Here is an 18,706-nt window from a genome sequence, read left to right as displayed (position 1 = left end):
CGGTGCGAGCGCTGCGGCCTGGCCGGAGGATACGCGTCACCTTCGCCCCCATATCTGCCAGCAGCATGGCGGCAAAGGGCGCCGGTCCCAGTCCTGAGAACTCAACGACATGCACGTCTTGTAGCGGAGCGTTCATGTTCTTTTCCTTATCATAAAATGGCCTGACCTTTTATTATTGATCTATTGGTCCGACCATTGTAGAGAAAAGTAAGAGAGTCAATCTGGATCATCCCATGCCTGCATCGCAGCGTATCGCGCCTGTGCCTACCATCGAGGATCGACCGTTCTGGGAGGGTTGCGCGCGCCAAGTCCTGACCCTGGCGCAATGCCGCGACTGTGGCCGCATTCCGTTCCCACCCCGGCCCCGCTGTCCCGAATGCCTGACCGACGCTTTGGAATGGGTGGTCCTATCGGGACGGGCCCGCTTGCGTGGCTGGACCGACAATCACGTCGCCCGCTTGGCCGGCTACGGCGTCCCGCTCTGCATTGCGGAATGCGCACTGGAGGAAGATCCGCAGGCGATCTTGGTCGTGGTCGACCGCACGGGTTCGGTCAGATCCTGTCCGCCGGATGCACCGGTCCAGATCGTCTTCAATTCCGATCCCAACGGCTGGTGCTATCCCGAGGTGATTTCAGATGTCCGGGCCGATGCAGAAGGAGCCGCGGCAGAGGGGATGGGCGCATGAGCATCGTCATCGCGGGCTTCGGGACCTCGTCCATCGAGCGGCGCTCAGATCGCGGCATTCTTGTCTTCGCGCAGGCGGCGATCATCGACGCGCTTCGGGACGCGAATCTGGCGCGGGACGAGGTCGATGGCTATATTGGCGCACCCTTCGCGACCAACGCGGGCTCGCCCCATGCCGAAGGCGGCGACGAGGTGTCGGTTCGCACCATTTCCCAAGCGATGGGATTCAAGCACCTTCGCCATGCCGCCGATTTGTTCCGTCGCTATCCTGCCGACATGGTGGCGAATGCGGCGCAGGCGCTGATCGCGGGCCAGACCCGGTATGTGGTGGGGCTGCGTGCGCTCTACAATCTCCAGGGTCGCGATTATGCGACCTCGGATGCCGATGTCGCCTATGGCGTCGACCAGTTCGCGAAGCCGTTCGGCTACAACATCGCCGGCGCACGCTTCGCTGTCCGTGCGCAGCGCTATATGGCGCTGAACGGAGCAACGCGGGCCGACCTCTACGAGATCGTGTCCCTTGCCCGCCGCAACTCCGCGCTCAATCCGCAATCGGTCTGGAAGGGCAAGACGGTGGACCTCGACGCCTACATGGCGGCCCCGATGGTCTCCTCACCGCATGGGCTGTTCGATTGCGACATGCCGGTCTGTGGCGCCGCGGCCTTCGTCATGTGCCGCGAGGAGGATCTACCAGCCGGGGCGCAGCCAGCACATGTCACCGGCTGGGCGGGGTTTCAGAATCCTGGAGCCGTCTTTTCCATGAGTGGCCGGCGTCCCGAGGATCTTGCGTCCGCCCAGCTTTACGACGGCTTCTCCTCGATGGTCTGGGACTGGCTTGAAGCGTTTGGCATCTGCCCCGAGGGCAAGGCCTGGCAGTTTGTCCGCGAAGGCGGTGCCGAGCTGGACGGACGCCTGCCGCTGAACACCTTCGGGGGCAGCCTCGGAGAGGGCCGTCTGCACGGCATGGGTCATCTGCGCGAGGCATATCTGCAGGCCAGCGGCAAGGCCGGGCCCCGTCAGACGGCGCGGTCAGGTCCGTGTCTCGTGCAGATCGGCCCGTTCGACGATTCCGCCTTCGTCATGCTCGAGCCAGAGCCCCGGCGTTGCATCGCCTCGGCACAATGAGGAGCCAAGCCATGAAACTACGCGACTATCTCGCGATTCCCTACATCCTTCAGGCGCAACCCCACGAAATTGCCGAGGGCGAGTGGGTGAGGCGGCTGGGATACCCCGAACTCGGCGACTTCGTGGCCGAGGGGCTGGATGTCGAGCAGATCTTCCTCGAGGTCGAGCGCGCGAGGATTTCCGAGATTGTCAGGCGCTTGCGAGCCGGCGATCCGCCACCCGTGCCTCGCGACCCGCTCAGAACTTCCGATCCCGCGTGGTGGGCCGAGTTCCTAGGTATCTCCGATCTTGTGGAAGGCCTGCTCGACAAGGACGCCGCCGAACTCGCCCTTACCTGACGCTTCGCCCTGCCGCGCAATGGCGCGAGGCACCCAAATCCAGAGGAGACTGAGATGCTTTCCCATGAAGACAATGAAAAACTGGTTCGAATCGGCCCGGGCACGGTTATGGGAGAACTCTTCCGTAACTACTGGCTGCCGATCTTCGCTTCGGCTGATCTGGAGAAAAACGGACAGCCGCAGACGGTGAAAATCCTCGGCGAGACCATGGTCATCTTCCGCGACAGCGGCGGAAAGGTGGGGCTGGTGGATAATGTTTGCCCCCATCGCGGCGCGCCCATGCTCTATGCGCGGAACGAGGACTGTGGTCTGCGTTGCGTGTATCACGGCTGGAAATTCGCCGTGGACGGGAGCGTCATGGATATGCCGGCGGAACCCGTTCGCTCGCGCCTGAAGGAGCGGGTCAAGATCAAGTCCTATCCCTGCGTCGAGAGGAATGGCGTCGTCTGGACCTATATGGGTAAGGAAGACGAGGCGACCCGGCCGGAACTGCCCAATCTTGAGTTCAACCTGGTGCCGGCAGAGAATGTCGTGATCACTTTCCGGGTCCAGGAATGCAATTGGCTGCAGGCCCTCGAGGGAGAGATCGACTCGGCCCATGCACCCATTCTGCACGGGCGGATCGACGAGGGCGGGTCGATCAACCAGTGGGTGGCCAAGCGTGATCTGCGTCCCATCTTCGAAAGCGTCCGGCAGGACTTCGGCATGTCGATCGCTTCGCGCCGCGTCGTAGACGACGAGCATTATTATTGGCGCGTGAACCAGTTCGTAATGCCCTTCTACAGCATGGTGCCGCCGCAGGCAGATGAGTTTTATGAGCTTTCGGGTCATGCGTGGGTGCCGATCGACGACGAGACCACCCTCTGCATGATGTTCTCCTATCGGCCGAACGAGCCTTTGCACCCGAAATCGCGCCAAGTCTTCATCGAGGGCTTCCGCGGCCGCGAGACCGGCCATCATTCCTTGGGCGGGCATGACAACCTTGGCCCGGAATATCCCTACGGCCGGTATGTCTCCAAGTACCGGCGCGAAACCGGCTACCAATTCAGCTATGATCTGCAAAAGACCACCTGGTTCTCGGGATTGCCCGGGCTGTGGGTGCAGGACGCCGCCTGCCAGTCGGGCGTAGCCCGCGTCTATGATCGCAGTAAGGAGAATCTCTGCACCTCGGACACGGGCATCGCCATGACCCGGCGGATGCTGCTGGAGGTTGCGGGTGCCTTCGCCGCGACCGGCGAGCGGCCGAAGCGGTTCGACGATCCCGAACTCTACATGGTCCGGGCGGTCTCGCTGACCCTGCCCAAGACCGAAGCCTGGGTCGAGGTGGGCGCCGAGCACATGAAGGCCGAACTGGGCAAGGGCTTTGGCTACGAGCTGGTCGCGTGATGGAGAAGCTTCCCCTTGGCGCGCTTTCAGGGGTGCGCGTTCTGGAGATCTCGGCCCTTGCAGGGGCGGTATGCGGACGCGTTCTGGCCGATCTTGGTGCAGAAGTCACCAAGATCGAGCCCGAGGGGGGTGAGCCGGCGCGTCGGGACGCCCCGTTGATCCCGACCGCTCTGGGCGAGGAGAGTGCCACCTGGTTGGCTTACAACTTTGGCAAAAAAAGCCTCACGCTGGATCTTGATGCCGAGACCGGACTCTCGGGTTTTGCCGTGCTCGCGGCAAAGGCCGACATCATCGTCAGCGATTTTCAGCGCCTCGACATCGCGATGATGGATCGGCTGGAGGCCATTGCCCGGACGGCCAATCCCGCCGTGATCTGGACCGAGATCCTGCCCTTTGGCCGGGGACATGACTACGAGGCCATGCCTGCCACAGATACCACGCTGCAAGCGCTGGGGGGGCATCTTTTCCTCAATGGCGAGGTGGACCGGCCGCCTGTGCGCGTCGGCCTTCCTGTGGGGTTGGTCCAGGCTGGAGCCGAGGCTGCGAATGCGTCGTTGATGGCCCATTACCATGCGCTGCGCACCGGCGAGGGACAGAGGGTCGATGTCTCGGTCCAGGAGGTCGTGATCTGGACGCTGCTGAATACCACCATGGCCTGGCAAATCCTGAGTTTGAACGAGATGCGCGGCGGCGCCATCCGCAGGGAGCGGGCAAACCGCTTCTTCACCCGCCTCGTATGGCCCTGCCGGGATGGCTATGTCGTCTTTGGTCCGGTCGGTGGCGGGGGCGGATCGGCGCGGACCAAATCCTACGAGGCGCTTCTGGCATGGATGGCCGACGAGGGCGTGACCGATCCGATCCTTACCCGCCACGACTGGAACGGCGAAGGCCAGTTCTCCATTCCGCAGGCGGACTACGACGCCGTCACAGAGGTCATCAGGGCCTTCATCGAGACGAAGACCCTGAACGAACTGATCACGCGGGCCGTGCGCGACCGTATCCTGATGGCACCGATCAATTCGATCCGCGACATCCACCAGAATCCCCAGCTTCGCGCGCGCGGATTGTTCAGTACCCTTAACGACCCCGAGCGAGGGCTGGAGTTCGAGCTACCCGCCGCCTGGGTGCGAATGTCCGAGACTCCCTTGGCCGAGTTGACGCCCGCGCCCCTGGCGGGAGCAGATACCCCCGCCGTTCCCACCGATTTCAAGCTCATGGAGATCTCATGACGAAAGGTATCTTCGACGGCCTGAAGGTCGTGGATTTCACCTGGGCGGCGGCTGGCCCGATTGCCACAAAACAACTCGCCGATAATGGCGCGACCGTCGTCAAGGTGGAAAGTTTCCGGCACCCGGATTCGATCCGCTTGGGGGGGCCCTTCACTGAGGAAAAACCGGGTATAAATCGCTCGGGCTTCTTCGCCGATTTCAATAGCTCCAAGTTGGGCATCGGCGTGGATATGAGCCACGATGACGCGCTAAAGATCATTCGACCGCTGATCGAATGGGCAGATGTGGTGGCCGAAAGCTTCCGGCCCGGCGTGATGAAGAAATGGGGGCTGGACTACGACAGCCTGCGCGAAATCAATCCCCGCATCGTCATGCTGAGTTCCTCGCTTTACGGTTCCGACGGGCCGTGGTCCCGTCATCCGGGTTACGGGGCGCAAGGCGCGGCGCTTGCCGGCATCCAGCACATGACGGGATGGCCCGATATGCCCCCCGCGGTGCCCAAGGGCGCATATTCGGATTCCGTCTCGCCACGCTATGCCCTGTCCGCCATCCTTGCAGCGCTCATCCACCGCGAGCGGACCGGCAGGGGTCAGCATGTCGAACTTTCCCAGATCGAGAGCACCATCCAGCTCGTGGCACCGCAGCTCCTGGCGCTGCAGGTTGCCGGGATCGAGGGCGAACGCGCGGGGAATATCAAGCCTGGCGCCATACTGCACGGCGTCTTCCCTTGTGCAGGTGCCGAGCGGTGGATTGTGCTGGAGGTCGAGAGCGAAACCCAGTGGATCGCGCTTTCCACGCTTTTTGACGATACCGCAGGCTTCTCCCAAGCCCGCGCGGCCGGCAGGGAGGCGCTCGAAGCACATGTCGGCCGGCACACCGCCGATCGCGACGCATCCGAGCTGATGCGCGCCTGCTGGGAGGTGGGCGTCCCGGCGGGCGTGGCGTACAGAGGCTCGGACCTGCTCGATGACCCTATCCTCGAGGCCCGCAATCATTTCCGGCCGCTGTCCCATGCCGAGATGGGCACTCTGAAATATAACGGTCCCGCCTATCGGTTCAGCCGCAATCCTTCGCAGCTTCGCTTCGCCGCGCCTCGACTGGGTGAGCATACGGACCAGGTGCTGCGGGAGATCCTCGGTTTCACCCCCGAGGATCTCGATGGGTTCCGTGCGGCGGGGGTGCTGCAATGACCGAGGCTCGTCCCCGGCTTTTGCGCTGGGAAAGCGCGAATGGAGGAAAGTATGTCTGACAAGGAAATTCCTGTCCGGGTTCAGCAAATCCGCTACGAGGCCGATACAATCCTTTCGGTCGAGTTGGTTCAACTTGACAGTTCCGCGCTCCCTCTGTTCGAGGCAGGGGCGCATATCGATCTGATCCTGAGCGACCAGTTGCGCCGCAGCTATTCGCTCTACCAACCCTATGGCAAAGGCCGTAGCTATTCGGTCGCGGTCCATCTGGATCCGCAGGGTAGGGGCGGGTCGCGCCATGTGCACGAAATGCTGCGGGTGGGCGAGCAGATCCGCGTCTCGCCGCCGAAGAACAATTTCCCGTTGGACGAGCGCGCGACGAAGTCGGTGTTCATTGCCGGAGGCATCGGCATCACGCCGATCATCTGCATGATCCGCCGGCTGAGCGAGATCGGGCGCCCCTGGGAGCTGCATTACGCCGCGCGCAGCCGCAGTGCCGCCGCATTCCTCGACGGGATTGGTACGTTGGCGGGAAAAGGAAGGATCATCTATCATTTCGATGACGAGAAGGGCGGCGATCTGATGGACCTGGACGCGATCTTCGCAGCATCGCCCGAGGCGCATTTCTACTGCTGCGGCCCCGAACCTATGCTTGCTGCCTACGAAAAGGCGGGCGCGGCAGTTCCCCGGGCGCAGGTGCATCTGGAATACTTCAGCGGGACGCAGGAGGCGGCTCGCGACGGCGGGTTCGAAGTGGTGCTGGCGCAGTCGGGCAGGGCGTTGGAGATCCCTTCTGGCAAGTCGATTCTGGATGTGCTGCTGGACAACAATGTATCCGTGCCCTTTGCCTGCAATGACGGTGTGTGCGGCACTTGCGAAACCCGCGTACTGGAAGGCCGGCCCGACCATCGCGACATGATTCTTACCGAGGAAGAGCGTGCAGCCGGCGAGACTATGATGGTCTGCTGCTCGGGATCGAAGTCAAGGCGGCTTGTCTTGGACCTGTGAACTGTCGCACCGGTGACAATGTCGCAAGGCAGGTTGTCCCATGGTACAGGCTTTACTATGTAAGAAACGGGAAAAGCCTTGGACCAACAATTATTTGGTCCGACCAAATTTGGGGACCATGTCGTGATCGAGAGGCAAGGCTTCAAGCCTGTCAAGCCAAAGCGCGCTTTCGAAGAAATTTGCGAGCAGATCCGCCGCGAGATACAGTCGGGAGCGCTCGCGACGGGCGACAAGCTCCCTTCTGAACGTGAACTCGCCGAACAGTTCGAGGTGAGCCGTTCCACGGTGCGCGAGGCCTTCCGCATCCTTGAGATCGGGGGAATTCTGTCCCTGCACAAAGGGGTGAAGGGTGGAGCCATTGTCATGCATGGTGACACCAAGCCCATCACCCAGACCATGGAAGATCTGCTGTCCCTGGGCACGCTTTCGCTCGAGGACTATACGGAAGCTAGGGTCTGCATCCAACGCGAGATTATCAGACTGGCCTGCGAGCGGGCAACGGAGGAAGATTTCACTGCGCTGGAGGCCAATATCGCTCAGCTGCGCGCTGCCGGAGACCGGATCGGCGTCACCGAGCGGACCCGGCTCACGCAGGAATTCTATGCACTGCTTGCCGCCGCCACCCGCAATCGAGCGATGTCGATGATGATGACTGCCTTCACGGAGCCACTCGACATGTATCTCCGGCAGATCGGGCCGGACCGAAGCTGGGATGTTGCAGCCTCCCGAGCGAAATTTCTTGAGTACTTGCGGAGGCGAGATGCAGAGGCGGCCATCGCCGAGATGGTCAGCCACATGCAGCGGCTCCATACACACCTTCTCTCGAAAAGCGGTACCGCCACTTAGGCTTGAACAGGCAAAGGTCTGGAATGTGCGGTGTGCCGGCTCACGCATCGGGGAAGGGCTTGGCCGGGAACATGTTTCCTGCAAGAGAAGACTTCCCCTTCACCCCGGGCAATCGGCTCGAAACTCGGGGCTGTTGAGGACATATGCGAATGACGGAGGCTATGTACCAGCCCCCGTCCTCGCCCCGCAACGCAAAGCTGAGAGTTAGGAACGCATCTCGCGTATGCCCTGATTGGCCATCACAGCTGGCGGCGCTCCGCGCGCCTTCAGTACGAAGATATATCCCATAAGCGCGACTGCGAGCGTGCCGATCAGAAGCGGGATCGTCATGACGTAAAAGACGGTATGGGGTTCCCAATCTGCGGCAAAAAGGAAGCTGGCCAGGATCGGGCCCGCAATCGCACCCAAACGCGCGACTCCAAACACCCAGCCCAATCCCACCGCACGCAGATCTATCGAGTAGAACCGAACCGTGAGAGCTGAAATTCCCTTCTGAAGACCACTGACACAAAAGCCGAGGCAAAGGGCGGCCGGCACCAGGATCACGAGGTCGGGCGACAGCACCGCCCCGACGATCGCGGTGAATATCACAGCGACGATGAAATGGCCGAGCAAGACCGGGTAGGTGCCATAACGGTCCATGAGAGGGCCGGTGATGAATGCTGCTAGGATGCCTCCGCCATTCGTGAGGGATGCGGCCAGGATGGCATTCTGCTGCGTCGCACCAACGGTGATAAGCATGGAGGGCATCCAGCTCAACACGAAGTAGTAGACGACCGAGTTGGAAGCCAGCGAGACCCAAAGCGCTAATGTACCAATCCAGATCTTGGGCGCAAAAAGATCGAGTACGTTGGCGGCGCGGGTCTTCTTTGCAGTGACAGCAAGCGGTGCATCTGGGCGAAGTACAGTTTCAGGAAACAACCTCCCGATGATTTTCCGGGCGCGCTGCTGGCCATCTTTCGCTCGACCCAGCAGATATTCAAGCGATTCCGGGATGACACTCAGCACGACCCCAACCGCGAGAAGCGGCAGGATTCCACCGACCGCAATCGCTCCCCGCCAGCCAAATTGCGGGAGAATTGCATAAGCGGACCAGCCTGCGACAAGGAAACCGAGAGGAAGACCGACATAGGAAATGCTGACGATGGATGAGCGGTACTTCTCGGGGCAATATTCGGTAATGAGAGCGACGGTGTTGGGAAACACGCCACCCAGCGTCAGGCCGGTCAGAAATCGGAGCATGACGAGATGTTGGGGCGTATCTGCCAGAAGTGTCAGGAAGGTCGCTGCCGACATGGAAAGCAAGCTAAGAAGGATCATTCGTCGCAGCCCGATGCGAACCGCAACCAGCGGTAGCAAGAGATAGCCGACCATCAGGCCAGCAAGGCCTGCCGAAAGGATCGCCCCCTTCATGGTTGCGGCCATACCCCATTCCTGGCTGATGGCAGGAATGAGGTAGGAGATGATCTGGAGATCGAAGCCGTCGACAACCAGGACGGCAATCGCTCCGATAAATACCGCAAGTTGCTGCCGCCCGATCGGACTTTCGTCAACGATCCGATCCGCGCGTAACGGTGGTAGATTCATGTATGTCCTCCCTTGGATAGAATCTCTTGTTGCTGCAGGTGGAAGGCTCGCGAACCTTCCTTTTGCATTTGCGTCCCTATGGCCGCTGTTCGGTGTTGGATTCCTCGCTGAGCACGCACTATGTGCCGGCTCTCCCCCTCCGTCAGATCGCGATATCCTCGACGTAGTTCAACATTGGTCCATTCAATCTAATGGCCAGACCATTCGATAGTGCGAGAGGGTTCTGAAGTCAATTCCCGATGACCATCCAGTTGCTCTGCCCCTGAAAACCGGATCGCTTGAAACCGGAGTTTCCGGCCTTGGTCATCGCGGCGGGCTGGTGACGCCGCCGGGAAAGTGTAGCGCGCTCGGGACGTTGTATCCGATGGCGCTGTGGGGTCGGTCTATGTTTCGGCCCGTTAATTGCGGATCTAGGTCATGTTGACAAATGGGGGAGCCATAGCCTGATACATGCGACGTCGACGAAGCCGAGGAAATTGTTTGCGGTTTCGTCGTAGCGGGTTGCCAGCCGACGACTGTTCTTCTATTGAAACAGCGTTCGACCATGTTGCGCAAAGTGTAGATGGCCATGTCGACGGCCTTGCGCACTTTTCGGTTCTTTCGCATCGGGATCATTGGCAGGGCGTTGCGGTTCTCGATGTCTTCCCGAATTTTATCAGAGTCATAGCCCCTGTCGGCGACGAGAAAGGCTGGCTGCGGCAGGTTGTCGGCCACCACCATATCATAGCAGGTGTAGTCGGTATCCTGCCCCGGGGTTATCTCGGTCCTCATCGGGAGGCCTGCGCCGTTGACGCGGAGGTGGATCTTGGTCGAGAACCCACCCTCTTGAACGGCCAAGAGCCTCTTTCGGAGTCCTCTTTTGCGCCCACCGCATGATGATGGGCGCGGATCACGGTGCTGTCGACCATCTGCAGCTTGTCCGGCGCAATCCCGCGTGGTTTAGCGCATCCGGGATGTCCTCCCACAGCCCCGCAAGGTCCAACGGCGGAATTGACGGTAGACCGACGACACCTGCCGAACTCTTCGGGCATGCCGTGCTCGACCAGTTTCAGGATCATCTTGTGTTCCTGGATGGTGGCCAGCCTGCACAGACGCTTGTTATAGGTGAAGGCCTCGTCATCCGTCGCGACAAGACAGGCGACCGAGACCTTCCCAAGCGACTTCAGAACCTCAATCCGGGCATGCCCGTCCAGGAGAGGGAACTGTTCGCTTTCATCCTTGCACCTGGCCACCACCGGTGGCTCGATGAGCCCCTCGCTCTCTACCGTAGAGACAATCTGGTCGAACTTGCGCGACAACCGCACGGATGCAGATAATTGCTTGATGGCGATGATCCGGTCGAGCGATATGTTCACCATATAGTCTTCAAAAGTGGCGGGGATCACGGGCGGCGGTGTCTTGGTCATTGTCTACGCTCCACGATCAGGTCAGCGATGGGGGCTGGCAGTGTCTCCAACCCTTCGGCACGCAGCAAGGTAAAGAAATCCTCGTCCTTGAGCAGCGCATCCAGTGCCGCGACCAAGAAGGACAGGTCGCGGGAGGTGCGCTCCGCCTTTCGAACAACATCCCGATGGCGGTTGATTTCGGTGTTGATCGTATTGACCAGCATTCTGGGTGAGATGTCCGCCGTGGTCTTCTTGCGGGGATCCGGACGGTTTCCTTTGCCACGCAATTTGCGCTGCTCGATCAGGCGGCGTGCGGCCAGGAGCTGATTTCCTTTTATCTGTCCGCTCTCATATGCGGTTGCCAGCGCCTCCTGGAGCGCAACGCCTTCAGCCCTGGATATTTCGATTGCAATATTGAGGGGGATGCGGCCCGCCTCTACCGCGATCAGCAGGCGCGCTTCGCCCGCCTCGAGAAGCTGGCAAACCTGTTTTACATAGCCATGGGTCAGGCCGGTTTTCTCCGCGATCATTTCGCAGGAATAACCGCGTTGCCGATCGCGCCGATGTCGTGGAGAAGTTCCATCGGTCGATGCTGGCGTCGGGCCACAATCTCGATAATGCTGTGGAAAAGCTGCTCCTCTACGGTGTAGTCTCGAATGACGGCAGGGCTCGTTTTCTGCCCGAGCGCCATGAATGCTTCCAGCCTGCCCTGGCCACAGACAAGCTGATACGGCTCGCCATTCGCGCCTCCTGACACGGTAATGGGGCGTTTAAGGCCAACCTTTGCGATTCTGTCCATCAACTCCTTGAACGCAATACGATTGCGTTCGCGCGGGTTGCCCACCACGATCCGATCCACCGGGATGCGTTGGATGGGCGCAGGACCATGTAACGCTACCATGGTGCCAACTCCGCGATCCTGCTGCGCCGTGAAAGCGAGATGAAGCTTTCCAGGCTGTCATGGCGATAGGTGTCTAGCATGAATCCCTTCTCCTCGGACAGGCCAAGCCGATGGCTGGTCATTTCGGTGCGGGGCAGGAAGTAGTAGTCGAGCGGGGCGTCGTTCTCCCGGTTCATCCGAATGGCGATGGTGATATCCGGGCTCAGGCCCGCGTCGAAGCGCAGCTGGCAACGCCGCATTCCGGATCCGGTTTCCCTACATCGCGAGACGATCAGCGAGGCGGTGAATTCCCCGTTGATCGTCAACAGGTCGGTTATGGGGTCGCGCGTTACGTCGCAGCCCTGGGCCTGCAGTGCCGCGATGGTCTCGGATACGGTCTGCCGGTGCAGCATGCGAAGGGCGCGGTTCACCTCAATGTATCGGTAGTCGCGGTCCGGTGTGAAACCAATGAGCCGGTAGGCCCGGACGAGGCTGCCAAAACGGGACTGATACGCGCTGGAGGAAGGCATATCCTCCGCCTCATCAATGATGAGGCCGGACAAGGTGCCCTGCTGCTGGAACAGCTGTGCCAAACGCTCGAGCATTTCGGCGTCGGTATACTGCCGGTTTCGTTCTTCGATAATTAGTTGTGCTACGGCAAAGGCCTCTTTTGAGACGATCGGTGTGAAGGCCCCTCCGCACGGACCCAATCCTCGGGGGCGTTTTCCCTGCGTTTGGCCGTCAGCTTGGCCGACGTCCGGTTGTAGACATTGTTCCCGATGTATTTTTCGTTCGTGAGAATCTGATGGACCGTGCCGCGTGTCCAGGGCCGCTCGAGATCGGTCAGTATGCCCTTTGCATTAAGATCGCAGGCGATTGCGGCCTCGGATTGACCGCCTGCGGTGAACTGCTCGTATATCTACCTGACCCGTCGCACCTCCGCCGCGGGACCCGGCCTGAGGATGACCCGATCCGTTTGAAGGCTTTTGCGCTCGCCCCGCTTCAGCGCGAACTTTACCGTCCCACTCTCATCCAGCAGGACACGCCGCAACCCGTAGCCCGGCGGCCCTCCCTGGCGATAGCCAAGGCGGACGAGCCGACACTGCCCCGCCCAGACCTTCATGGAAAGTATGCGACTGTAGTTCCCGGCCTCCATGCTGCTGAAGGTCCATGCGAGTTCGGCAAGCGGACCATCTCGTTGGAGAAGCCGCCGGCACAGAAATGAGCATCCACACCGGCATTAATGCATTCGAATGCATAATATGCGGACTCGTAAGGCCGCTGGAAGCGCCCCCACCGGCTGTGATCATAGGCGATGATCACATCAAAATCCGCCATGCCGTTCTCGATGATGTCGATCATGGTCTGAAATGCGTCCCGGCCTTTGACGCGCATGCCGCTTTTACCCTCGTCCGCAAAGGTGCGAACGAGGGCGATGTCACTCTTGGCGGCATAGTCTCGGATGGCGTCCAGCTGATTGTCGGTCGAGTATTTCTGATGATCGGTCGACATGCGCACATAGGCCACCTCGCGCCGCTGATCGGGCGCAGATGTGTCAAGGCGACGGCGTCTCTGAATCCTGCTCACCACGCCCGATCTCCCATCTCGCGCGGCCACATCGATGGGTCGGCAGGTTAGGGTGCCAAGAATGTTGAGTCCATAAAGAATGTTGGATTTTGTTGACATAGCTACCACGTATCTCGTCAGGATAAGGACATATACCGCGGCGCCATGCTGAGTTCCGGTCTTGCCAGAGTGAACGGAATGTTTGATTCTGTCGGCATGACGAACCGAATATCTGAAATCAGAAAGGCCCGCGGCCTGACCCTTGTGGAAGTGGCAAAGCGGGCCCGGACCTCTAACCAACAGATCAGCCACCTGGAACGAGGCCGGAGAAAACTCAGCTACGAGTGGATGGAGAGGCTGGCGATTGCGCTTTCCTGTCATCCGCTGGATCTGCTCTCTGACCCTCCTGCCGGCTTGGCCGCCACGGGGGCCCTTTCCCTGAAGGAACGAGGGCTTCTGGAGATGTTCAGATCCTTGGATGAGCGCGAGCAGGATACGCTGTTGTTAGCTCTGCAGCCTATGGTGGCATTTGTGACTGGGGCTGACCTTGAGCATTCGAACATGTAACGGCGCCATCGTGATAGCTCCTTGAATGCGGGATAGCGACGGAGTGCGGACGGCGGTGTTGCCGCTTGAGGCGCCGTCGTGCCCTGATCCGAGGCAACCACTGCACAGGAGATCGATAATCAAGTAGCGCTGCCGGTATAAAGACCATGTCACCCATGACGAGCGGGCTCGATATATCGCCGGAATGCGGCGACGATAGCCAAGTCATCATGGCCAAACCGTTGCGCCGGCGCGCAGCCGAAATCGACGTGGACGCGGTTCAGCCAGTAGCAGAGCCTCAGATTGCTGATATGAACCGGCCTGAGCTTCAGGATGGCGCCGACCACATCGAAAATCCGACCGTTTGCCGTATCGAACTGGAACAGCGGCATCATGGTCCTGCCCTTTTGAGTCAGGGTGATGATGGCACCCTTGCGGGCCATGGCCTGGACGGCGCTTTCCGGATTATCCGTTTCGATGCGCAACAACGCGCAGGCCTGCGACGCATCGATCAGGTCGATGTTGGCGAGGAGGCGGTCCTCGACGCTGGGTTTGTCCATGGGATTTCTCGGCGGCATCCTATTTCTCCCTACGAACGGCCCGGTTCCGCATCTCGTCGAAGGTGTATCCGACCGGCAGCGTGACCTCCCTGACAGAGAGATAACCGCCGATGCATTCCGGGCAGACATGCCGGCCCTCGGCAGCCATTTGCGCATGGCCGCCCCCAGAAGGACGATCGCCTCGTTCGTCGCGGCCACGACAATCCGCCCGTTGCGCACCACGGCCTGCCCCGAGACCAGGGCCGGGTCGAGGATCCGACCGCAGCCCGCGCACAGCACGATGAGCCAGGCCCGACCCGGTCCCGAAGAGGATTGACGGGGAGCTTGGCTGCCCGGCGCTCGATTTCGGGCAGCGTGACCGGCCTGAAGTTCCAGACATCAGCGCCCACGTTCACGGAGTTGCGGCTGCCCTGCCAGTTCTGATGAACATGGCCGAAGAGCTGCAGCCCCTGGTGCCGCGCGCCGGGCCAGGTGATCATGGGATAATGGCAAAGGAACAGTCGCCGCTTGTCCACGACGATATCCGCGGTCTCGGCCACGCTGTCCCACGGCAGATCGCAGACCCAGTCTTCATCGTGATTGCCCCGGATCAGATGCTTGCGGCCCGGCAACGCGTGGTAGATGCCGCGGACCTCGCGCCGTTGGGCGTCGGTGGATCTGCCTGCGGTGAAATCCCCCAGAATCCACAGGTCATTATCGGGGCCAACCCGTGACCGGCACTCGGCCAGTAGCTGGGCAATCATCGCGGCCACGTCTGGGAACGGACGGTCACAAAAGCCAATAATCCGGTCATGGCTGTAATGCGGATCGGCGGTGAACCAGTGCATGTCAGCCCTCCCGTCCGGAGGCGGACCGGTCCGCCGCGTCGATCCCGCGCACCCGCGCGATATATGTGGTCAGGAGCCTCTGAAGCAGCTCCGGATCGTTGATGTTGGCGAATCCCGGCAGGGTGAACTGGACAGAACCCGCAAGCTTCGCCTTTCCGTTCATGGATTCCGCCAATTCCGCCTCGAGGGCGTCGATGGATCCGCCGAGCCGATACCAGCGCGATGCGGTCCGAGCCCAACCGGCCTCGGGATCCATCGCGATCAGCTGGGAGGTGTGGATGCTTGCATTGCCGAGAAGCGGGTGATCGACCACCTCACCCCACAGCATCACATGCCCGCCGGGCGAAATCGCCGCTTTCCAGTCGGACAGGACCGGCGCATCCGCGAGGTCCGCCTCGGACGGTCCGGCCTCGGCGGCGGCGATGGCGTGCAGCGCCTTGTCGAACCAGGCGCGGTCGTTGGGTGAGAGTTTCATGATGATGTCTCCGTTTCGATGGCATGAGGAGGGCGGCTGCGGCGATGCCGCAGGCGCGTTGGATTCAGGGAAAGATGAAGCTGGATGGGCCGGCTCAGTGGAGCGTCGGTCCCTGTTCCAGATCGGCGGCGCGTTGGAGCATGCGAGAGGCGACCCGCAGGCTGGGCGGATGGCACTGCAGGGAGGGGTGAGCGAGAACCTCGCAGATCGCCTCGATTGCGGTCTCGGACAGGAAAGACCCAGACGGATCAAGCCCTGCAAGCTCCGGGCCCAGCGGTCAGATCGGTCAGTCGCCAGCAGTCGCGGCGGCGCCCGAGGCGGGGATTATCCATCAGAACTCCCCAAAGCGCAGGAAACCCTTGCATGGAAAGGCAGGGCTGCCAGGCCTCAAGGACGATCGCCTGTGCGAGATCGTTGGGGCAGGGCGGGTCTGCGCCAAGCAAGGCGAGAATGCGCCCGAAATGCGTCTCGACGATCGATGCGCGGGCGGTTGTGACCTTTGAGTAGCCGTGAGGGGATGGCGGCAGCTGCTCGGCAGTCGGAGCGAGTGAGTTGATAGAAGGGGACAGCATCTTCAGCGGACCTTTCAGCATAACCTGCCGTTCAGGGAACAAAGATTTTCCGACGCAGCAGCGACAACATTGTAGCTGGCCAGCCAGTGCTCCGAGGCTATCGCTGGCCAGTGCCTGAGGTGTTGCTGAAATGTTCCCGCTGCGTCAATCGGGCCGAACGAGTATCGCGGTGGCCTCGGTCTGTGATTGGAAGGGGGAAACGAGAAAGTCGCGCATGACTGCAAGAGATTGAAATATCTCAACATCGATCAATACGACGGTCCAATGGCACAATTTTACCGACCGATGGTCGCCGAAACAGCCAAAATGGCTTCTTTTTGGCCGCCGATTCATCGAGCATAAAAAGTCGCATTCAGAAATAGCACGTCCCCCCACAGCATGAATTATCGCGTTAATAGAAATTATGTAATCATCTGCACCTCGACTCGACTAACAATGCAGCCTCGCTTTCTACCGAGTCTCACCTTTCACTTCGCAGAGCATCTGCGTCGCGAGCGCCACCGTTTTGTAGCGAATCTTTGCGCCGGTCATTGTCATGTACCCTCCCACCCTCACATCGGGAGGATGATGTCCCAAGTGATGGTGTAGCTGGCGTGGGCCACGCGCTCTGGGGTGCGGGCCGAGCCGATCAGTCGCTCTGCGCAGCAGGCAGGTTGACCATGACATCATCGCGGACCGGCGCGAGCGTTTCCAGCGTCATGTGACGGCCATGCTGGACGGCCCATTCCTCGGTCTGCTCCATTAGGATTGCGCCCACCAATCTCCGGGTCGAGGCCTCGTTGGGGAATATCCCGACGAAATCCGTGCACCGCTTGATCTCGCCGTTCAGACGCTCAATTGGTTTCGTGGTGTAATTTTGCGCGGTGCCGGGCTGGGAAGGTTAGGTAAGCCAGCACATCCTCCTCCACCGTATCCATGAGCGTGATAAGATTCGACAGCTTGGGCCACATCTGGTCCGCTACGAGCTGTCACTGGCACCTGAACGCGGCATGGTCGGCCTCGTGGTCGATCTCAGCTGGCGAAGCTACTCATCGGACGCAGGAGCGGATTTTTCAATCTCATGCCAGCATGGCCGGGTTAATATCTGCTCGGTGAACACCGTCCGTTTCTACGGCGCCGCCGATCTCGTGTTGAAGGTCCCCGAAAAGCTCTCCTATGTCCGGGTGGAGGTCGTGGAGTTGTGCATCATCCGGCTCCAGGTGGCCCGCTGCAGCTGCCAACGATTGGTGTGGCGGATCGACTGAAGGCGTCCCACTAACGCGCGTTCCGAAACATTCCAGACAACGGCTTGCTGGACAATGCGCTTGCCTGTTGAAAATATTGACGGACAACGGGATGAATGGGACGCAAGATGTTCGAACGCAAACGGATTGGGATCCGTTGGACTTCAGGTAGAGCTGCACGATAGGTCTCGTCTTTCCCAGAGATGTCATCGATGCCTTCCCGAAGAGAATAAATGATGATCAGGCTTTGGCGCATCTGAAATCACTGCAATCTCCGCATTGGGCAGGCCTTGGACGAGGTGTTGTCAACGGCGAGTTCGTCACGGATCCCGAGACTGGAGACCTGATGGATGTGGCCTTCTGCGATCATGTCAACGCCACCACCCTCGACGGGCGAGAGCTGGTAACAGGTTAATCGAACATCGCAGGTCTTTGCTACTAACGGCGGTTCATCCCACACCACAGAACCTCATTAATGCGAAATGCCGCACCCCGCGCCGGATGGCCGCTTTCGGTGACTCCGCCGCGAGGGATGGGCGGCGCCTAAGGGCGTCGACCGAGGCTCCTGCCGCGGGTCGATCCCCTCACGCTCCCCGCTCCATGATGCTGCGGCACTCCAACATGAATGCCGCATGGCCTTTGGCACCGTGGCAACTCAACGGCATCGTCCGCCCAGATGCCAAAGCCTACGGAAACGGCACCGTCACGCAAATGGCGTTGCCGGTGTCGTCGCGCGTCAGACACCGCGCTTCATCCTCCTCGAAATGCAATGACGCCGCGGCGCCGTTGAGCCGCCAATGGCCACCCTGTTCCTGCACCAGAGACCGGTCACCGTCCGGCCAGATGTAGAGATCGGCCGTTACGAGCTCGCGCCCGCCGAACTCCACCTCCGCGGTCTCGAAGAAGCGGATGTGCTGGCAGGTCCGGTCGGCGACGACGCCCCCGTCCGGTCCCCGCAGCGCGCAGGGAACGAGGGGCGCAGCATCAGTAGCCGCGAGAGCGGCGTCGATGGCCGTGCGGTTGGCGGTGCAGGACTCCTCCCACCGGCTGATGCAACCCGTGGCATAGGCATGGCTCGCCACTGTCTCAACGCCGGTTCCTGAGCCGGAGCCGGGAGGTCCCAGCGTCGGAGGGCCGTCATCGAGCACGATCCGGGCGCGGTTGTCGCGCAGCGCATTGCCGTAGAGCAGGCACCCCTCGCCATCCCCGCGCTCGGTCTGCATCGGGAAACAGGCGCGGCGGAACAGGGTGAAGGCCTCCTCGGGTGCCCCCGCATCTCGC

Annotated in this window: 21 protein-coding genes and 3 pseudogenes; 10 read left to right on the top strand and 14 right to left on the bottom strand. The window is 60.9% G+C overall.

Features of this window, described 5'->3' with window-relative positions:
* Positions 1-136: CoA transferase (locus VNQ78_RS09215; protein WP_325688917.1), on the bottom strand; the 136-nt coding region annotated here is incomplete at its 3' end.
* A gap of 97 nt (positions 137-233) precedes the next feature.
* Between VNQ78_RS09215 and VNQ78_RS09210 the strand changes: the two genes are divergently transcribed.
* The 8 genes from VNQ78_RS09210 to VNQ78_RS09175 all read left to right on the top strand — a co-directional run bounded on the left by VNQ78_RS09210 (position 234) and on the right by VNQ78_RS09175 (position 7,804).
* On the top strand, positions 234-686 hold the full coding sequence (locus VNQ78_RS09210; protein WP_325688913.1) for a Zn-ribbon domain-containing OB-fold protein: 453 nt from the start codon (positions 234-236) through the stop codon (positions 684-686).
* On the top strand, positions 683-1,810 hold the full coding sequence (locus VNQ78_RS09205; RefSeq protein WP_325688911.1) for a thiolase family protein: 1,128 nt from the start codon (positions 683-685) through the stop codon (positions 1,808-1,810). Before VNQ78_RS09210 ends, VNQ78_RS09205 begins: the two co-directional genes overlap by 4 nt.
* A gap of 11 nt (positions 1,811-1,821) precedes the next feature.
* Complete coding sequence (locus VNQ78_RS09200; RefSeq protein WP_325688909.1) at positions 1,822-2,148, top strand: hypothetical protein; 327 nt, start codon at positions 1,822-1,824, stop codon at positions 2,146-2,148.
* A gap of 108 nt (positions 2,149-2,256) precedes the next feature.
* The gene (locus tag VNQ78_RS09195; protein ID WP_325688907.1) at positions 2,257-3,534 is read left to right on the top strand and encodes a Rieske 2Fe-2S domain-containing protein; all 1,278 of its coding nucleotides are present in this window, start codon (positions 2,257-2,259) and stop codon (positions 3,532-3,534) included.
* Positions 3,534-4,763 carry a CaiB/BaiF CoA transferase family protein gene (locus VNQ78_RS09190; protein WP_325688905.1) on the top strand — a complete coding sequence of 410 codons (1,230 nt, stop codon included), beginning with the start codon at positions 3,534-3,536 and terminating at the stop codon, positions 4,761-4,763. The genes VNQ78_RS09195 and VNQ78_RS09190 overlap by 1 nt, the downstream gene beginning before the upstream one ends.
* Positions 4,760-5,953, top strand: a complete 1,194-nt coding sequence (locus VNQ78_RS09185) for a CoA transferase (protein WP_325688903.1) — start codon at positions 4,760-4,762, stop codon at positions 5,951-5,953. The genes VNQ78_RS09190 and VNQ78_RS09185 overlap by 4 nt, the downstream gene beginning before the upstream one ends.
* A gap of 51 nt (positions 5,954-6,004) precedes the next feature.
* A complete protein-coding gene (locus VNQ78_RS09180) occupies positions 6,005-6,958 on the top strand; it encodes a PDR/VanB family oxidoreductase (RefSeq protein ID WP_325688901.1) in 954 nt (317 codons plus the stop codon).
* A gap of 78 nt (positions 6,959-7,036) precedes the next feature.
* Complete coding sequence (locus tag VNQ78_RS09175) at positions 7,037-7,804, top strand: FadR/GntR family transcriptional regulator (protein ID WP_325688899.1); 768 nt, start codon at positions 7,037-7,039, stop codon at positions 7,802-7,804.
* A 204-nt stretch (positions 7,805-8,008) separates the two neighbouring features.
* On the opposite strand, the gene VNQ78_RS09170 is transcribed toward VNQ78_RS09175, so the two are convergent.
* From VNQ78_RS09170 to VNQ78_RS09135, 8 genes and pseudogenes are all read right to left on the bottom strand, one after another.
* Complete coding sequence (locus VNQ78_RS09170) at positions 8,009-9,391, bottom strand: MFS transporter (protein ID WP_325688897.1); 1,383 nt, start codon at positions 9,389-9,391, stop codon at positions 8,009-8,011.
* Between the two features lie 415 nt (positions 9,392-9,806).
* Positions 9,807-10,422: pseudogene (locus VNQ78_RS09165) on the bottom strand (IS5 family transposase); the annotation flags it as partial.
* A 90-nt stretch (positions 10,423-10,512) separates the two neighbouring features.
* Positions 10,513-10,749, bottom strand: a pseudogene (locus tag VNQ78_RS09160) (ParB N-terminal domain-containing protein); the annotation flags it as partial.
* A gap of 44 nt (positions 10,750-10,793) precedes the next feature.
* Entirely contained in the window at positions 10,794-11,306 is a 513-nt protein-coding gene (locus VNQ78_RS09155) for a plasmid partitioning protein RepB C-terminal domain-containing protein (RefSeq protein WP_325688895.1), read from the bottom strand.
* Positions 11,303-11,677, bottom strand: a complete 375-nt coding sequence (locus tag VNQ78_RS09150; RefSeq protein ID WP_325688893.1) for a ParB N-terminal domain-containing protein — start codon at positions 11,675-11,677, stop codon at positions 11,303-11,305. The genes VNQ78_RS09155 and VNQ78_RS09150 overlap by 4 nt, the downstream gene beginning before the upstream one ends.
* Complete coding sequence (locus VNQ78_RS09145) at positions 11,671-12,261, bottom strand: recombinase (RefSeq protein WP_325688891.1); 591 nt, start codon at positions 12,259-12,261, stop codon at positions 11,671-11,673. The genes VNQ78_RS09150 and VNQ78_RS09145 overlap by 7 nt, the downstream gene beginning before the upstream one ends.
* A 47-nt stretch (positions 12,262-12,308) precedes the next feature.
* Positions 12,309-12,533: a recombinase family protein gene (locus VNQ78_RS09140; RefSeq protein ID WP_325688915.1), complete on the bottom strand. Its 225-nt coding sequence runs from the start codon at positions 12,531-12,533 to the stop codon at positions 12,309-12,311.
* 242 nt (positions 12,534-12,775) lie between these two features.
* Positions 12,776-13,342 (bottom strand): recombinase family protein, encoded by a 567-nt coding sequence (locus VNQ78_RS09135; protein ID WP_325688889.1) that lies wholly within the window; start codon positions 13,340-13,342, stop codon positions 12,776-12,778.
* A gap of 78 nt (positions 13,343-13,420) precedes the next feature.
* On the opposite strand from VNQ78_RS09135, the gene VNQ78_RS09130 reads away from it, so the two are divergent.
* Positions 13,421-13,789: a helix-turn-helix transcriptional regulator gene (locus VNQ78_RS09130; RefSeq protein ID WP_325688887.1), complete on the top strand. Its 369-nt coding sequence runs from the start codon at positions 13,421-13,423 to the stop codon at positions 13,787-13,789.
* Between the two features lie 149 nt (positions 13,790-13,938).
* Here the strand turns inward: VNQ78_RS09130 and VNQ78_RS09125 are convergent, their stop codons facing one another.
* The 4 genes and pseudogenes from VNQ78_RS09125 to VNQ78_RS09110 all read right to left on the bottom strand — a co-directional run.
* The gene (locus tag VNQ78_RS09125; RefSeq protein WP_325688885.1) at positions 13,939-14,328 is read right to left on the bottom strand and encodes a hypothetical protein; all 390 of its coding nucleotides are present in this window, start codon (positions 14,326-14,328) and stop codon (positions 13,939-13,941) included.
* A 29-nt stretch (positions 14,329-14,357) separates the two neighbouring features.
* Positions 14,358-15,155 carry a metallophosphoesterase gene (locus VNQ78_RS09120; RefSeq protein ID WP_325688883.1) on the bottom strand — a complete coding sequence of 266 codons (798 nt, stop codon included), beginning with the start codon at positions 15,153-15,155 and terminating at the stop codon, positions 14,358-14,360.
* A 1-nt stretch (position 15,156) separates the two neighbouring features.
* Positions 15,157-15,630, bottom strand: coding sequence for a DUF6634 family protein (locus VNQ78_RS09115; RefSeq protein ID WP_325688881.1), 474 nt, complete (start codon positions 15,628-15,630; stop codon positions 15,157-15,159).
* Between the two features lie 1,200 nt (positions 15,631-16,830).
* Positions 16,831-17,203 (bottom strand): annotated as a pseudogene (locus tag VNQ78_RS09110) (transposase); the annotation flags it as partial.
* Between VNQ78_RS09110 and VNQ78_RS09105 the strand changes: the two are divergent.
* A complete protein-coding gene (locus VNQ78_RS09105; protein WP_325688879.1) occupies positions 17,192-17,446 on the top strand; it encodes a hypothetical protein in 255 nt (84 codons plus the stop codon). The pseudogene VNQ78_RS09110 and the gene VNQ78_RS09105 sit on opposite strands and share 12 nt — an antisense overlap.
* Before the next feature lie 665 nt (positions 17,447-18,111).
* On the opposite strand, the gene VNQ78_RS09100 is transcribed toward VNQ78_RS09105, so the two are convergent.
* Positions 18,112-18,648, bottom strand: a complete 537-nt coding sequence (locus VNQ78_RS09100; RefSeq protein WP_325688877.1) for a hypothetical protein — start codon at positions 18,646-18,648, stop codon at positions 18,112-18,114.
* Positions 18,649-18,706 lie beyond the last annotated feature (58 nt).

It is taken from the genome of Paracoccus sp. (in: a-proteobacteria), assembly GCF_035556475.1.
In the GTDB taxonomy this organism is placed as follows: Bacteria; Pseudomonadota; Alphaproteobacteria; order Rhodobacterales; family Rhodobacteraceae; genus Paracoccus.
The sequence above is the reverse complement of the archived record's forward strand: the minus strand, read 5'-3'. Positions and strand labels throughout refer to the sequence as shown.

Excerpts from the sequence above, each read along its gene's own strand:
- VNQ78_RS09210 (WP_325688913.1), top strand. The coding sequence starts at position 234 with ATGCCTGCATCGCAGCGTATCGCGCCTGTGCCTACCATCGAGGATCGA.
- VNQ78_RS09205 (WP_325688911.1), top strand. The coding sequence starts at position 683 with ATGAGCATCGTCATCGCGGGCTTCGGGACCTCGTCCATCGAGCGGCGC.
- VNQ78_RS09200 (WP_325688909.1), top strand. The coding sequence starts at position 1,822 with ATGAAACTACGCGACTATCTCGCGATTCCCTACATCCTTCAGGCGCAA.
- VNQ78_RS09195 (WP_325688907.1), top strand. The coding sequence starts at position 2,257 with ATGGGAGAACTCTTCCGTAACTACTGGCTGCCGATCTTCGCTTCGGCT.
- VNQ78_RS09190 (WP_325688905.1), top strand. The coding sequence starts at position 3,534 with ATGGAGAAGCTTCCCCTTGGCGCGCTTTCAGGGGTGCGCGTTCTGGAG.
- VNQ78_RS09185 (WP_325688903.1), top strand. The coding sequence starts at position 4,760 with ATGACGAAAGGTATCTTCGACGGCCTGAAGGTCGTGGATTTCACCTGG.
- VNQ78_RS09180 (WP_325688901.1), top strand. The coding sequence starts at position 6,005 with ATGTCTGACAAGGAAATTCCTGTCCGGGTTCAGCAAATCCGCTACGAG.
- VNQ78_RS09170 (WP_325688897.1), bottom strand. The coding sequence starts at position 9,391 with ATGAATCTACCACCGTTACGCGCGGATCGGATCGTTGACGAAAGTCCG.
- VNQ78_RS09155 (WP_325688895.1), bottom strand. The coding sequence starts at position 11,306 with ATGATCGCGGAGAAAACCGGCCTGACCCATGGCTATGTAAAACAGGTT.
- VNQ78_RS09150 (WP_325688893.1), bottom strand. The coding sequence starts at position 11,677 with ATGGTAGCGTTACATGGTCCTGCGCCCATCCAACGCATCCCGGTGGAT.
- VNQ78_RS09145 (WP_325688891.1), bottom strand. The coding sequence starts at position 12,261 with ATGCTCGAGCGTTTGGCACAGCTGTTCCAGCAGCAGGGCACCTTGTCC.
- VNQ78_RS09135 (WP_325688889.1), bottom strand. The coding sequence starts at position 13,342 with ATGTCAACAAAATCCAACATTCTTTATGGACTCAACATTCTTGGCACC.
- VNQ78_RS09130 (WP_325688887.1), top strand. The coding sequence starts at position 13,421 with ATGTTTGATTCTGTCGGCATGACGAACCGAATATCTGAAATCAGAAAG.
- VNQ78_RS09125 (WP_325688885.1), bottom strand. The coding sequence starts at position 14,328 with ATGGACAAACCCAGCGTCGAGGACCGCCTCCTCGCCAACATCGACCTG.
- VNQ78_RS09120 (WP_325688883.1), bottom strand. The coding sequence starts at position 15,155 with ATGCACTGGTTCACCGCCGATCCGCATTACAGCCATGACCGGATTATT.
- VNQ78_RS09115 (WP_325688881.1), bottom strand. The coding sequence starts at position 15,630 with ATGAAACTCTCACCCAACGACCGCGCCTGGTTCGACAAGGCGCTGCAC.
- VNQ78_RS09105 (WP_325688879.1), top strand. The coding sequence starts at position 17,192 with ATGGTCGGCCTCGTGGTCGATCTCAGCTGGCGAAGCTACTCATCGGAC.
- VNQ78_RS09100 (WP_325688877.1), bottom strand. The coding sequence starts at position 18,648 with ATGCAGACCGAGCGCGGGGATGGCGAGGGGTGCCTGCTCTACGGCAAT.